At 61.4% G+C, this 14,453-nt stretch carries 10 protein-coding genes; 7 read left to right on the top strand and 3 right to left on the bottom strand.

The window, feature by feature from the left end:
- Nucleotides 1-79 precede the first annotated feature (79 nt).
- Nucleotides 80-925: an endonuclease/exonuclease/phosphatase family protein gene (locus tag PLL20_06795; protein HPD29684.1), complete on the top strand. Its 846-nt coding sequence runs from the start codon at nt 80-82 to the stop codon at nt 923-925.
- Here the strand turns inward: PLL20_06795 and PLL20_06790 are convergent.
- Entirely contained in the window at nt 892-1,182 is a 291-nt protein-coding gene (locus PLL20_06790; protein ID HPD29683.1) for a hypothetical protein, read from the bottom strand. The two genes, PLL20_06795 and PLL20_06790, sit on opposite strands and share 34 nt — an antisense overlap.
- A 278-nt stretch (nt 1,183-1,460) precedes the next feature.
- On the opposite strand from PLL20_06790, the gene PLL20_06785 reads away from it, so the two are divergent.
- Together PLL20_06785 and PLL20_06780 are read left to right on the top strand one after the other, a co-directional pair.
- The gene (locus PLL20_06785) at nt 1,461-2,723 is read left to right on the top strand and encodes an L-rhamnose isomerase (GenBank protein ID HPD29682.1); all 1,263 of its coding nucleotides are present in this window, start codon (nt 1,461-1,463) and stop codon (nt 2,721-2,723) included.
- A gap of 113 nt (nt 2,724-2,836) precedes the next feature.
- A complete protein-coding gene (locus PLL20_06780; protein HPD29681.1) occupies nt 2,837-4,012 on the top strand; it encodes an L-rhamnose/proton symporter RhaT in 1,176 nt (391 codons plus the stop codon).
- A 28-nt stretch (nt 4,013-4,040) separates the two neighbouring features.
- Here the strand turns inward: PLL20_06780 and PLL20_06775 are convergent, their stop codons facing one another.
- Together PLL20_06775 and aspS are read right to left on the bottom strand one after the other, a co-directional pair.
- The gene (locus PLL20_06775) at nt 4,041-4,871 is read right to left on the bottom strand and encodes an endonuclease/exonuclease/phosphatase family protein (protein HPD29680.1); all 831 of its coding nucleotides are present in this window, start codon (nt 4,869-4,871) and stop codon (nt 4,041-4,043) included.
- A 192-nt stretch (nt 4,872-5,063) separates the two neighbouring features.
- Entirely contained in the window at nt 5,064-6,878 is a 1,815-nt protein-coding gene (aspS, locus tag PLL20_06770; protein ID HPD29679.1) for an aspartate--tRNA ligase, read from the bottom strand.
- A gap of 699 nt (nt 6,879-7,577) precedes the next feature.
- Here aspS and rpsG point away from each other — a divergent pair.
- The 4 genes from rpsG to PLL20_06750 all read left to right on the top strand — a co-directional run bounded on the left by rpsG (nt 7,578) and on the right by PLL20_06750 (nt 14,325).
- Nucleotides 7,578-8,054 carry a 30S ribosomal protein S7 gene (gene rpsG, locus PLL20_06765; protein ID HPD29678.1) on the top strand — a complete coding sequence of 159 codons (477 nt, stop codon included), beginning with the start codon at nt 7,578-7,580 and terminating at the stop codon, nt 8,052-8,054.
- Nucleotides 8,055-8,165: 111 nt separating this feature from the next.
- Nucleotides 8,166-10,991 carry an FAD-linked oxidase C-terminal domain-containing protein gene (locus tag PLL20_06760; GenBank protein HPD29677.1) on the top strand — a complete coding sequence of 942 codons (2,826 nt, stop codon included), beginning with the start codon at nt 8,166-8,168 and terminating at the stop codon, nt 10,989-10,991.
- Nucleotides 10,992-11,212: 221 nt separating this feature from the next.
- On the top strand, nt 11,213-13,273 hold the full coding sequence (locus tag PLL20_06755; protein HPD29676.1) for a metallophosphoesterase: 2,061 nt from the start codon (nt 11,213-11,215) through the stop codon (nt 13,271-13,273).
- A 41-nt stretch (nt 13,274-13,314) separates the two neighbouring features.
- Nucleotides 13,315-14,325: a metallophosphoesterase gene (locus PLL20_06750; protein HPD29675.1), complete on the top strand. Its 1,011-nt coding sequence runs from the start codon at nt 13,315-13,317 to the stop codon at nt 14,323-14,325.
- Nucleotides 14,326-14,453: the final 128 nt, after the last annotated feature.

Raw genomic sequence — 14,453 nt, 5'->3', positions numbered from 1 at the left:
GTGGTAGCGCGGGTGTGGGCTCAAGGAAAGCCGGGTGCGACGCCGCCCGATTCGTCTCGCGCCGTTGCTCCAGTGAATCATGACTTCTTACCTTCTCTTGGCGACTCTCGTGCTCTTGTCTCAAGCGGCTTTGCCTCAAAGTCGACCCTCGTCGCAACAGCCGGGCCTGCGCGTCGTCACCTGGAACGTCCACGGATGCGCCGCCGGTGTCGATGGGATCGTGGATGAACTCCGAACGATCGACGCCGACGTCATCTGCCTGCAAGAAGCCGAAGTGGGGACGGCCCACGCCGAGGGTGCCGATCAGGCTGCCCTGATCGCAGAGCGGTTGGGCATGAAGCACTACTCCGCCGGTTCGCGATTTGCTGAGGGAGGAGGCGAGCAGCGCATGGCGATTCTCGCCCGCGGGGAGCTGGAGCAGACCGGACCGCTCGACGCCGGCACGGGACGAATCTATGGTGTCGCCGCTGTGACCCGATGGAACGGCAGGCCTTTGCGTGTCGTATCAATCCATCTGACCAGCACGTATCGCGTCGACCTGCGACACGCCGCCGAGACTAGTCGGGCGAGATTCAAGGAAGCCTCGGATCTGGCCGGCCGACCCAAGAAATGGACGGAGGATGTGGTGGTTGCAGGCGACTTCAACGCCATCCCCGGTTCGCCCGAACACGTGGTCTTGGCCGGCGGACTCAAACACGTCGCAACGACCCAGCCGACTTTCCCCAGCGACCGGCCGCGACTCCCCATCGACCATGTCTACCTCTCTGACGGTCTTCGCGCTGATCTTCGGGTCGTTCGCGATTCGCTCGCCTCCGATCACCGCGCGGTCATCGTCGAACTCACGGCCGTGCGAGGACCGTATTCCCAACCGGCGGACACAGCCCCGGTCAGTCAGGGAACCGGGTCCTCAATCCACCGACGATAACAGGGTACGCAGAGGTGGATGACCAGCCGCCGATGCACCTGGTCCATCGCTTCCTGTTCGGAAAGCCCATCGAGACTTTCGACAAGCCGGTCAATCTCCGCCCTCAGATCGCGTTTGAGGTCATTTTCCGTGATCACCGGTGGACTGGGGTCGGCAAAGGCATCAATCCGCACGACGTAGAAATCGCCACGGCCGGGGTGAAGCTCGGCACCGCAACGATGACAAACCATGGCCGCCTCATCGCTCATAACCGCCATTGTACGTGAGCCTCCGGCTTTTCCCACGGCCCGTAATAAGCCGGCCAGGCTGTCCGCCCGCACTCATGGCAAACGCTCCGAATGAATTGACCGCCGATCAGGCCGACGCTATTCTCTTCACCAGAGTACTGCCCGCTGAACCGGTCCTGGCTGCCCTTCGTCGCGAGGAGGAGGCCGGACATGACTGATGACAGAGTCGGTAACTTGCCGAGCGAAAGACGGGTAGTGATTACGTCGTACCCCTCCTGGGCCCAAGACTGAGGAGAAAACCAGAAGCCATGAGCAAAACAAAATCTGTCGAGAAAGCCTACCAGCTTGCCAAGGAACGTTATGCCGAGATCGGAGTGAACACCGATCGGGCGATTGCCGCGTTGAAGAAGATCCCCATCTCGCTGCACTGCTGGCAGGGTGACGACGTCGGCGGCTTCGAAAGCACGGCCGGCCTGACCGGCGGCGGCATTCAGGCCACCGGCAACTATCCCGGCAAGGCCCGCACCGCCGACGAACTGCGAGCCGATCTCGACGTGGTCTACAGCATGCTCCCCGGCAAGCACCGCCTTAACCTCCACGCGATCTACCTCGAGGCCGGCAAGAAGGTCGATCGCGACGAGATCCGGCCCGAGCACTTTGCCAACTGGGTGGCCTGGGCCAAGGGCAAGCTGCACGGATTGGATTTCAACCCGACATACTTCTCACACCCCAAGGCCGCTGACGGTTTCACGCTCTCGCATCCGGACGCCGACATCCGCAAGTTCTGGATCCGGCACGGCATCGCCTGCCGGAAAATCGGCGAATCCTTCGGCAAGCAACTCGGCACGCCCTGCGTGACCAACGTTTGGATTCCCGACGGCTACAAGGATATCACCGTCGACAAGAAGGCGCCGCGCGAGCGACTGGTCAAATCGCTCGACGCCATCTTCGCCGAGAAGATCAACCCGAAGTACCACTTGGACGCCGTCGAGGGCAAGCTGTTTGGCATCGGCGCGGAAAGCTACACCGTCGGCTCTCACGAGTTCTACCTGGCATACGCCGTTTCCCGCGGCGTGTTGCTCACGCTCGACGCGGGCCACTTCCATCCAACGGAGGTAATCTCAGCCAAGCTGTCAGCCGTCCTGTGCTTTACCAAGGAACTCCTCCTGCACGTCAGCCGGCCCGTGCGATGGGACAGCGATCACGTAGTGATCCTCGATGACGAGTTGTTCGCCATCGCTCAGGAGATCGTCCGCAACGACTACGCCAACAGGATCCACATCGGCCTCGACTATTTCGACGCGAGCATCAATCGCGTGGCCGCCTGGGTCATCGGTGCACGAAACATGATCAAGGCCTTGCTGGCCGCCCTGTTGGAGCCCACCGACCGACTGCGCAAGTACGAGCGGGACGGCGACTTCACCTCCCGCCTGGCCTTGCTCGAAGAGCACAAGACCCTGCCGTTGGGAGCCGTCTGGGACTTCTACTGCTTGCAGGCAGGCGTGCCCGTCGGGGCCGAGTGGCTGGCCAAGGTCAAGGACTACGAGACCAAGGTACTCAGCAAGCGATAGGAAGAGAAGTGCTCAGTTGTCAGTTGTCAGTTATCAGTGACCTGTGACTGACAACTGACAACTGATAACTGACAACTCAGTCTCGCCATTTGGGTTTCTGTAAGGAGCGATGCATGGAAACCAACCCCGCCTTAGGCGTGATGATCTTCGCCCTCGGCGGTCTGGCCGGGGCGGTCTTCTATCTGCCTTTCAAGAAGGTCAGGAACTGGGCGTGGGAAAGCTACTGGATGATCTACGCGATCGCCGGCCTGATCGTCGTGCCCTGGGTGCTGGCCCTTTCAACCTCGCCGAACGTGGTGGCCGTGTTGCGGCAGTCTCCGGGAACGGTTCTGGCATCCTGTTTCGGCTACGGGGCCTTGTGGGGTCTCGGCGGCTTCACCTGGGGGCTGATGATCCGTTACCTCGGCGTGGGCCTTGGCCTGGCGATCGGTTGCGGACTGTGCTCGGCGACCGGTACGCTCATCCCACCCATCATTCATGGCGATCCGCAGAAACTGTATGACTCGACATCCGCCGTAGTCTCGCTCATCGGGGTGGTCGTATCCCTGCTTGGAATCATCCTCGTCGGAATGGCGGGCATGTCCAAGGAGAGTGAACTGCCGGAGGAAGAGAAGAAGAAGGCCGTCGCCGAGTACAACTTCAGGAAGGGTATCATTATTGCGATCTTCTCAGGCCTCGCGAGTTCGGGCATGAGCTTCGGCCTCCAGGGAGGTCAGATCACGGAGTACAAGGCCCGGTTCGGTTCACAGACGCAGTTGGTCAAATCGGAAGACTCGGTTGTTCCTCCCGCGGATTTGGTCGGCGCGGCAGGCATATTCTACGACAAGGATGCCAAAACCTGGGTCGCTCCCCGTGCCCCTGAGGGCGAATCCACCACTTCCCAAACCTGGCGCGGCATGCCGATCCTGGTCGTTGTTCTGGCCGGCGGATTCGCAGTCAACTTCCTGTATTGCCTCTACCTGAATCTCAAGAACAAGACCTTGGGTGACTACGCCAAGAAGGACACGCCCTTGGTCGGCAACCTGTTCTTTGCCGGTCTGGCCGGGGCGATCTGGTGCTGTCAGTTCATCTGCTTTAAGACCGGCGAGCCGGCAATGGGCCCGAGGGCATACATCGGCTGGGCGGTCCTCATGGCCAGTGCGATTCTCTTCAGTACCCTGCTGGGCATTCTCCTGGGAGAATGGAGGGGGACGAGCAAGCGGACCCGCACGTGCCTGGCGGCAGGCCTGGCTTTGCTGATCGTCTCATCGGTCATCGCCGGTATTAGCGGCTACCTCAAGACGGCCTGATATCCAGCCATTGGCACCATTTTGCTGATCAAGGGCCCGCAGTCGTGGCCGGCTGGGTCGAGGCATCGCCTTTCGGCAAGCCGATCTCCGCAACGACCAAACGATGGTCGGAGCCGGTGTCGGGTATGACCTTGCCGGTCACGGCCGTCAGATCCTTTGAACAGAAGATGTAGTCGATGCGCAATCGGATCGGTCCCAGTTCGGTGTCGATCTGCCAAGTGGGCGTTCCGCTGCCCTCCTCGTTCTCCGCGGGATTGGTGGATGGCAGCTTGAATGCGTCAACATAGCCCTTCTCCGCCAGCAGGCGCGGCCCGGACGATGGCGGAATGCTGTTGAAGTCGCCGGCGATGATCGTGGGCAGCTTCGGGTCGATGCTCTTGAGGATGAAGCCCAGTTCCGCCGTGTGGGCCTTGTCGAGCGCCTTGAAAGCCTGGAGATGCTGTGCCGGGCGGGCGTTCGGCTGCAACTGCAGCGGCTTGAGGTGCACATTGACCAGTTGCAGCCGCCGGCCGTCCATTACGGTTTGAGCGACAAGCGTTCCGAAAAGCCCGGACCGCGGGGGCAGGAACCGGGTCTTCTCGATCGGAGATCGGGCCAGGACGCCGAAACGATCCGTGGGAATCCTACCGCCGCCGCCCTTGAAAACGGTGTAGGGATAGAGGTCCTTCAACTCCTTGCGCAAGAGCTGCTCGATCTTGCTCGTGGTCTCCTGAAGAAACACGGCATCCGCCTTCGACTCGCGAATGGCCTTAACGGCCGGTTCGGGCGACCGGTTCTCGAAGTAGACATTGAGCGTGGCGACAGTGACCCGCCACTCGTCGGGCGCCGCAAACCCACTGGCCAGTGTCGACGCGGGCATTGTCGTGGTCGTCGCGGCAGGAGCCCGCTATCCGGCTCCAAAGCCTGATGTCAGCAGTACCATGAGCGCAAAGATGATCATCTGTCACTCTGCGATACAACGTCGGCACAGGAATCGGGTCCGACGCCGATTAATGCTCCGTGCTTGCCGACATACCCCAAGCTGAGAGCTGAAAGCCAACAGCTAATCGCTTCACTTCCCCTTCTTCTTCGCCTTCGTCGCCGCGTTCAGGTCGATGCCCAGCTCGTCAAGCTGCTTGGGATCGACCTCGCTCGGGCACTCGGTAAGCGGGCAGAAAGCCTTCTGCGTTTTCGGGAACGCCGTCACGTCGCGGATGCTCGCTGCGCCGGCCAGAAGCATCGCTATGCGATCCAGACCCAAGGCCAAACCACCGTGGGGCGGGGCCCCATACTGCAGGGCGGTCAGCAGGTGCGTGAACTTCGTCATCGCTTCCTCATCGCTGAGGCCCAGCATGCGGAAGATGCGACTCTGAACCCCGCGGTCGTGGATACGAATCGAACCGCTGCCGAGCTCGACGCCGTTGAGCACAATGTCGTAACACTTCGCTCGCACCGCCCCGGGGTTGCTCTCCAGGATCGGCAGATCCTCATCGTGCGGCATGGTGAACGGGTGGTGCATGAAGACCCACCGCCTCTCATCTTCCGACCACTCAAACGCGGGCATGTCGACAATCCAGAGAAATTCCCAGCGGTCCTTGGGAATCATCTTTCGTCGCTCGGCCAGCGTGGTCCGCAACCAGTTGAGATACTTGCACACGTCGGCAAACCTGCCGGCCGCAAAGAAGATCATGTCCCCGTTACCGGCCCCGGTCGCCCGGATCACCTCGTCGCCCAACTCGCCAGGGAAAAACTTGGCCGCACCCGTCTGTAGCTCGAGTTTGCCGCTTGCCCCGGCCACCACCTTGCACAACGGCAGGCCGCCGGCTCCGATACCCTGGATCTCGGCGGTAAGACCATCCGTCTCCTTTCGGGTCATCTCCGCCCCGCCGGGCAGGCAAATGGTTTTGACCACCCCGCCTCTGGCAATCGCGTCGGTGAACACCTTGAACTCGGTCTTCCTGGCCACCTCGCTAACGTCGATCAGCTTCAAATCGTAACGGAGATCCGGCTTGTCGCTGCCGTAGTCACGCATGGCATCGTCGTAACGCATCCGCCGGAACGGCGTCGGCACGTCGACGCCGATCACCTGTTTCCAGACGTATGACAACGATCGCTCCACCACGTCGAGCACGTTGTCCACGTCGACAAACGCCATCTCCAGGTCAACCTGCGTGAATTCCGGCTGGCGGTCGGCGCGAAGATCCTCGTCGCGAAAACAACGGGCAATCTGCATGTAACGATCGAAGCCGCTGATCATCAGAAGCTGCTTGAAAAGCTGCGGCGATTGCGGCAGAGCGTAGAACTGTCCCGGCCAGACACGAGACGGCACGAGGTAATCCCGGGCCCCTTCGGGCGTGGATTTGGTCAGAATCGGGGTCTCGATGTCCAGGAATCCCTCATGGTAATAGAACTGCCGAAAGGCCTGCAGGACCTTGTGGCGGGTAATGATGCCCTTTTGCATCGGGCCGCGACGAAGGTCCAGAAATCGGTACTTCAGTCGCAGGTCCTCGTTGGCCTCCACGTGATCGGCAACTTCGAACGGCGGGGTCAGCGACTTGTTCAGCACTTGCACCTCGTGAACGCTGACCTCGATCTCGCCCGTCGGCAGCTTGGGGTTGACATTCTGGCCGCGGCTGATGACCTCGCCGCGGACCACGATCACGTCTTCCTTGCGCAAGCTGCGGGCCAGCTTGGTGGCGTCAGGGTCAGTGTCCACGTTGAATCGGCATTGGGTCAGACCACCGCGGTCCCGCAGGTCGATGAACACCAGGTTGTCACCGTGGTCGCGGTAGTTGTTGACCCAACCGGCAAGAATAACGGATTTTCCTACGTCAGAAGCACGCAAGGTGCCGCAGTCACAAGTACGCTTGTTGTACGCAATCGCCACGGAACATCTCCTCTTGTATTCAAACCGGACCGTCCGCACTTCACGCGCCGACGACCGGCAAAAAACCAACCGAAAGCAAGCAGTCTACGGAATCGTGAGCCGCCGGGCCACAGGGCCTCGGCAAGGGACGGCGACCGGCCTTCCGGCCGGTGCTTTTCAGGCGGGGTCACGGACGGTTGAAGCGGCGACCGAGAGCCCCGCCCAGACGCGCGGCCATTCGGTCGCCGATGATCCTCCGTATGCGTGAAAGATCCGATGCCATGACAATGGTATCCTATCACAGACCGCAAGGCCGGAGCAACGCCCCACGCACAGGGACGGATTGCCGCTCGGCACGTCCTGAGCGTCCGGAACTACCGCAACGCCCCACGCACAGGGACGGATTGCCTTCTTACCCCATCGGTCAAAACCTGCTCCTCATAATCGCCATAAGTCCCGTTTATTCATGAGTTTATCGTGAGTCCTGTCAGACGAAATCTCGGGAACAATCAGTTACCGGTCGCCCACAGACTGAATTCCCGATCCCTGATCTGAACCCGCCTTGCGTTACCCATGCAGAAGCCTCATAATAAAAGGTTTGGATCCCGGGCGGGATGGCACCCCGTCCGCGACAATCAAGGAATGACCCCTTACCGTTGGTGGCCTTGCCCGTGCCGGCGAAGGTCCCGGTTTGGGCGAGCTGGTGAGGTAGTACTGGATATGGCGTTCAAGAAGTGGACGGCTTCGGCCCGGCAACTGCGGCCGGATCCTCGGTTTAACAGCAAGCTGGTCAGCAAGTTCATCAACTGCCTGATGTACGATGGCAAGAAGGCCGTGGCGACCCGAGTATTCTATGATGCCATGGACATCGTTGCCAAGCGGGTGAAGGATCACAGCCCGATGGAGGTATTCGAGACCGCCATCAACAACGTGAAGCCCAGCATTGAAGTTCGCAGTAAGCGCGTTGGCGGCTCGAACTACCAGGTGCCCCGGCCCGTCAACCGCAAGCGTCAGCAGTCGCTGGCCATCCGCTGGCTGCTGGAGGCCACCCGCGGCCGAAAGGGCAAGCCCACCTGCGAGGGGCTGGCCGCCGAGCTGATCGACGCCTTCAAGGGCGAGGGCACGGCGATCACGACCCGCGAGAACGTGCATCGCATGGCCGAGGCGAACAAGGCTTTCTCGCATTTTGCCTGGTAACGCGGACACGCATCCAGTCAACACGGATCAAGACTAAAGACGGCCGGGAAACTTCAACAAGGTCCCGGCCGTTTTCTTGCGCTCGCACTTCCCATAGAATAGACGCCGAACATGATTGATTCAGTTCAAGAAAGACTCAGCCGGTCAACGGATTGCGAAATTCGATTTGACCATTTAGCCCGTCTGCTTTATGCGACTGATGCTTCGATTTATCAGATCATGCCCCTGGGTGTGGCCTTCCCCAAATCCGCGGCCCAGGCCGCGAGTCTGATGCGGGCCGCCGCTGACGCGGGCGTCTCCGTCATTCCTCGCGGAGCCGGTACGGGCTTGGCTGGTGCAACCGTCGGCGAGGGGCTGATCATCGATTTCTCCCGCTACAACCGGCGCATTACCGAATTCGACCGCGACAAGTGCGTCGTCCGAGTCCAACCCGGCGTGGTACTCGATCAACTCAATGCGTTCCTCAAGCCGCACGGACTCTGGTTCGGACCCGACGTCGCGACCAGCGCTCGCGCGACGCTCGGCGGGATGATCGCCAACAACTCCTCCGGCGCCCACGCCCCGGTCTATGGAACGACCGACGATCACGTGCTCGGTCTTGAAATCGTCCTGGCCGACGGAACCCTGGCGACAATCGGCGTCGCCGGCGACGGCCTCCCCGAGCACCGCGAGGCAGTCGATCAAATCATCAATCGCTGCGCCAGGCAAATCGAGGAACGCTTCCCGCCGGTGTTGTGCAAGCGATGGCCGGGCTACGGTCTCGACCGCTACCTGCGCGACAAGGGCAACCTGACACATCTGATCAGTGCCAGCGAAGGCACGCTCGCCCTGATCACCTCCGCGGTGCTCAAGGTCGTGCCGATCCCCGGCCGCAAGCGGATGGGCTTGGTTTTCTTCGACTCGGTGGAAGAGGCCCTGGCCGCGACAGTGGAACTGGTCGACCTGAAACCGGCAGCCATCGAGCACATCGACCGTCTCCTGTTCGACCAGACCAAAGGGCAATTGGCCTTTAAGACCGCCCGCGCACTCATGCGGCTGGATGAAGACCCCTGCGAGGCGATTCTATACGTCGAATTCTTCGGCGAGGACGGCGACAAGCTCTACGAACTGGAAAGACGCAGGCTCGGCCGGCGCACGCTGATCTGCAAGGACGCGGTTGAGCAGGAGCTGGTCGTTTCGATCCGCAAACAGGGACTCTCGCTGCTGAGCGCCTCCAAGGGCCCCGCCAAAACGATCCCCGGAATCGAAGACGCATGCGTGGTACCGGCCAGGCTGCCGGATTACGTCCAGGGAATGCGAAAGATCTTCGACGGACTCGGCCTCCGCGGATCGTTCTATGGCCATGCGGCATCCGGCCTGCTGCACATTCGCGCCAGGATTGACCTGCATAAGGCCGAGGATATCGCCAAGTATCGAAAGATGGCCGAGGAGGTCTCAGATCTGGTTCGCGAGTTTGGCGGCTCGCTGGCGGCCGAGCACGGGGTCGGCTTTGCCAGGGCCGAGTTCATGCCCGACCAGCTTGGGCCGGACCTCATGCAGGCCACGCAGGACATCAAAAAACTGTTCGACCCGCAAAACCTCCTGAACCCCGGCAAGATCATCCCGGACGGCCTTCACAGGATCGATACGCACCTGCGATACGGGGCCGGACATCGGATCGAACTGCCGTTTGAGACGGCGTTCGGTTTCATCGAACGGGATGAGTCCTTCATCGGAAACCTCGAACAGTGCAACGGCTGCGGGCTCTGTCGCAAGGATGCTCCGACGATGTGCCCGACGTTTCTGGCCACCGGCGACGAGTTGATGGTCACCCGCGGCAGGGCAAATATCATCCGGGCGGCTCTCGAACATCGCACCCAAAACCGCGATCCGCTGGACTCGCCGGAGCTGGAGGCGGCACTGAGCAATTGCCTCTCGTGCAAGGCCTGCAAGACCGAGTGCCCGGCCAACGTGGACCTTGCTCTGCTCAAGGCGGAGATGAATCACGCCCGCCAGCAGCGAGACGGCATTCCTCTGGTCGATCGCCTGATCTCCAACGCCGAACTCCTGGGGCGTATCAACGCCGGGCTGCTTGCCCCGGTTACCAATACGATCCTGCGAATGCGGCTCGTCCGATGGCTGATGGAAAAGACTCTCGGCTTCGCTGCCGACCGCACCATGCCGCCGTACACGCGACATCGGTTCGACAAGTGGTTCGCCCGACGCCCCAACAAGCGCAAGGGCGTTCGAGGCAAGGTCGTCTTGTGGGACGACTGCTGGGTGCGCTATAACGAACCCAACATCGGCCGGGCCGCCGTCAAGGTGCTCGAAACGGCCGGGTTCGACGTCGTTTTGCCCGACGGCCGCAAGTGCTGCGGACGCCCGGCGTGCAGCCGGGGCGTGCTCAACATGGTCAAGGACCTGGCTCACCACAACATCGATCTGTTCAGGACACGCGGCGGCACCGAACCGATCATCTTTTTAGAACCCTCGTGCTACACCATGTTGATCGACGAGTACCGCCAGTTGAGGATCCCCGGCGCCGACCAAGTGGCCGCACGCTGCGTGCTCTTCGAGCAGTTCGTGTTCGAGCTGCTGCAACGCCGGCCCGACGCCATTCCGTTCAAGGACGCGGGGCTCAAGATCGCCATTCACGGTCACTGCCACGCCAAGGCCCTGACCGACGTGACCATCATGCCGAAGCTCGCGGAAAAAATCCCCGGCGCCAGCGCCCGCTTGCTCGACACCGGCTGCTGCGGCATGGCCGGGGCCTTCGGAATGCTCAAGAACAAACAGGAACTCTCCCGCAAGGTCGCCCAAGACCTGCTGGAAAAGATCAACGCCACGGAACCCGGCACGACGCTCGTAGCCTCGGGCACCAGTTGCCGCCATCAGATCAACCACTTCACCGACCGTCACCCGTTGCACATGGCCGAGGTGCTGGCAAGCGCCATCTGACCTCCATGCTGACGCAGGAGTACTCGCCCTCCACAGCATGCGCTTTGCCCGTGTTCGCACTGCCGATCACGCGGCCATACCGAGTCGGCCGAGATTCGATCACGCAGATTAGTTTAATAAAACTTATTGTGCTCCTGCTTCGCACGCGTTTTTGGGCGTTGCATCCGGGTCTTCACACTGCAACAATACCACCAAGTCATCCGAGTTGAAGGAGATCACCGATGCTTCGTTCGCCTGAGTCGCGCTGCCCTCTCTATCGCCTGTCCCTGACGATCGCAGGCTGCCTGCTGCTGGGAATCCTGGTTTCTCCGACAACGGCGGCCAACGAAACCCCGCTGTGGAGCATCGCCTGGATCAGCGACACGCAGACGCCGGCATGCGAGTGGGTCACAGCTCTGTGCGAGAAGGTCAAGGCCGATCGTCCGAGCATGGTCATTCATACCGGCGACGTTCGGTTCGAGTGGGCCAACCAGTGCGCATGGAAGGATGTACTCAACCTGCTGCGCATCTCCTCGCCGCCCATCGAGTTTCATCTCGCCCCCGGCAATCACGATCTGACCAACGAGGTCCTCAAGAATCATCTTCGACGAGCTGCTACGCGCGGAATCTATCTGCTGGACACCGGCGCGACGGCCGAGGGACAGGGCTACTACCACAGCCGGTTCACGACCGAGATCTCCGGTCCGTCGTGGCCGATCTGGAACCCGGAGGTGGCCGTTCACCCGGCTTGGCAGCCGGACGCCCCCCAAGCCCCTTATCGCTACGTCTTCAAACGCGGCGGCATCCGCTTCATCGTCTGCGACTGCTACTACACCGATGAGCAGCGAGATTGGGTCCGTGACCTCATCACGCAACCGGACGACAGCTCGGTCACCATCATCCTTCAGCACAAACATGAGGTGGACCAGTTGGCCAAATACGTGGAAGGCCTCGACGGCAAGCATAACGTCAAGCTCATGCTTTCCGGCGACCACCACAACTACTGCTACGAGCAGCGCCACGGCGTGACCTTCATCACCTCTGCAGGCATGGCCGAAGGGGCGAATAGAGACTCCGATGCGTTCACGCTGCGGGTATACAAGGATCGCCTCAAACTCGACCGGTATTTGCTGCCCAAGGGCAAACCGGTCACGGCGATCGAAGGCCCGACAACGGTGTGGGAATGCGAGGGCCGTTTCTCGGAGTATCGCCGGCCGGAGTACCCCGTGGCGATTGTCGCCTCCCAACCCGCGCCAGCCGCCAGCGAGGCGGCGGTGCCGACGCCCACACTGGCCCCGAACCTGCTGTTCAACGGCAACTTCGACAACCACATCTGGTACGAGCGCTACCGGGGCTGGTCGCCGAGCGGCTGGTATCAGTGGTTCACCTGCGGCGGACATGCCCCCGAGCACGCAGTGGGCAACGATATTCCACACTCAGGCAAGGAATACGTCCGCATTCACATGTGGGCGCATGCCTGGCGCGGCGGCGTGCTCCAGAATGTCCGCGGGGTCGAGCCGTGCCACTGGTATCGCCTCACCGCCTATGGCTGGTTCGCCAAAACGGTCGAGAATCCTGATCCCAAGGCACGCATCGGCTTGGACCCGCTCGGCAAGCTCCGAGAACAGTACGGTGTCAACGTGACCAGCCATCCCGCACCGGCGTATAACGAGTGCGTCGGAGACGATCCCAAGACGGCCGGTCCCGACTGGCCGGACATACCCGAAAGCACCGTTTGGTCCGACTACCACGATTACGACAAGTGGGGCTTCTTCGAGGTCATGGCTGAGGCGAGGTCCGACGTCGTCACCGCCATCCTCTATTGCGACCCCCGTCAGCGAACGGCCAACGAGCCCATCTACGAGATGAACTGGGATACGGTGGCGCTAAGGGAAATACCATGGCCCACCCGGCGGCTCGCGCCGGAGAACGCCGACATACCCGTCGAGCAAAGCATCAAGAACATGATCCTTACCATCCAGCGGAAACTGGGCACCGCCCAGTTAACCTGGGACACCCCCGTGCCGTGCGGTGCATCGCAAGTGCTGTATCGGTTTCTGGATTCTGAGGCTGTCAATCATCTGCCGGACGGCGGGTCTCCGAAAAGAATCCGCGTCGACCAATTCCCCTTTGAGACACCGGTCGCCTACGAGCGGTCGGAAAAGTGCCATGGGATGGAAATCGGTCCGTTGACGATACCCGATGAAGCCGAGGAACTGCAGGCCGTCGCCCTCTCGCGGGCGGTCATCAACGGAGAATGTCGCACGTTGTGCTCGCCGCTGGCAAGGTTCAAGCTGCGGTGAGATGTTCCGGGTTTTCAAGCGAACTGCTGGAGCACATGCGTATGAAATCATTTCCCGCATCTTTGAAAGCATGCCTTGACCGGCATCCGGCCGGGCCGATCGTACTGGCACTTGTTATCGCATGTGTCTTGGCGGTAACCGTCGGCTGCAACACGCCGGCGACGCGGTTCGTCGTTATCTCAGACCTCCACCCGGCCCCGGGCGCGTTCGATCAGCTTGAGGCGATGACCGACCACGTGATCCGACTTCGACCGGCGTTCGCGGTGGTGCTGGGCGACATCGGCAACGACGAGGTGCCGGGCGTCAGCGAAGAGGAGATCGAGACCATCCGCAAGTCCTTCAACCGTATGACAGCAGCCGGCATTGAAATCTATCCCGTGATGGGCAACCACGACGTCCACCATCGCGTGCAGGACATCAAAGTTAACTGGTTCCTGGCCCAGACGCCGCGGCCGCTCAACCACCTGTTCAACCAATCGGCCCAAACGCCGGCTTATCAAGCCTTCCAGGCCCGCGGCCCCTACAACTACTCATTCAATCGCGGCGGAATCCATTTCGCGGTCGTGGACTCGAACATCTCCCCGCCCAGACCCGACTGGCCCGCCGAGCGCCTGGCCCGAGAACGGCCGCAATGGGAAGCCCATCTGCAATGGATGAAGGACGACTTCTGCCGACACGTCAACAATCCACGGCGCCTGCCGACCCTCGTATTCCTCCATCACCCCGAGTACCTGACCGGCGATCGTGGGATGGATTCTCGGCCGCTGGGCCGCGTGCTCGAGGAGTGTCGCGACGAACAGACTGTCATGGCAGCGTTCGGAGGTCACTGGCACGGCGGCGCCAACCTGGCTCCGAAGTGGAAACCCAACCTGCACGTCTACGCCACTCAGGCCTCGGTTCACCCCGCGACCCGGCCGGTGGAGTTCATCGTGGCCGAGGTCACCGCCCACGGCCTGACGCTGGAACCTCGCGACTCGGTTACCGGCCAACCGGGCACCGGGCCGGTGAAGTACTATCCGATCGCCGGACGGTTCACAGATTTGAGGCGATGATAAGGGTTCGGGGTTCAGTGAAAGGGACGGGTGAGGGCATAGGGTTCGCCAGACAAAGACTCATCCAAGCTCGAAGCTGATAATCATCTAGCAAGCCTCCGAGAGGTATGCTGTTGGTTCGTGTTCAG

Source organism: Phycisphaerae bacterium, assembly GCA_035384605.1.
Lineage (GTDB): Bacteria > Planctomycetota > Phycisphaerae > UBA1845 > PWPN01 > JAUCQB01.
Note: the sequence above shows the minus strand (reverse complement) of the source record. Positions and strands in the feature narration are given on the sequence as shown.

What these genes read in the sequence shown, in the direction of transcription:
- PLL20_06785 (HPD29682.1), top strand. Translation starts at nt 1,461, where the DNA reads ATGAGCAAAACAAAATCTGTCGAGAAAGCCTACCAGCTTGCCAAGGAA.
- rpsG (HPD29678.1), top strand. Translation starts at nt 7,578, where the DNA reads ATGGCGTTCAAGAAGTGGACGGCTTCGGCCCGGCAACTGCGGCCGGAT.
- PLL20_06780 (HPD29681.1), top strand. Translation starts at nt 2,837, where the DNA reads ATGGAAACCAACCCCGCCTTAGGCGTGATGATCTTCGCCCTCGGCGGT.
- PLL20_06790 (HPD29683.1), bottom strand. Translation starts at nt 1,182, where the DNA reads ATGGCGGTTATGAGCGATGAGGCGGCCATGGTTTGTCATCGTTGCGGT.
- PLL20_06755 (HPD29676.1), top strand. Translation starts at nt 11,213, where the DNA reads ATGCTTCGTTCGCCTGAGTCGCGCTGCCCTCTCTATCGCCTGTCCCTG.
- PLL20_06760 (HPD29677.1), top strand. Translation starts at nt 8,166, where the DNA reads ATGATTGATTCAGTTCAAGAAAGACTCAGCCGGTCAACGGATTGCGAA.
- PLL20_06775 (HPD29680.1), bottom strand. Translation starts at nt 4,871, where the DNA reads ATGCCCGCGTCGACACTGGCCAGTGGGTTTGCGGCGCCCGACGAGTGG.
- PLL20_06750 (HPD29675.1), top strand. Translation starts at nt 13,315, where the DNA reads ATGAAATCATTTCCCGCATCTTTGAAAGCATGCCTTGACCGGCATCCG.
- PLL20_06795 (HPD29684.1), top strand. Translation starts at nt 80, where the DNA reads ATGACTTCTTACCTTCTCTTGGCGACTCTCGTGCTCTTGTCTCAAGCG.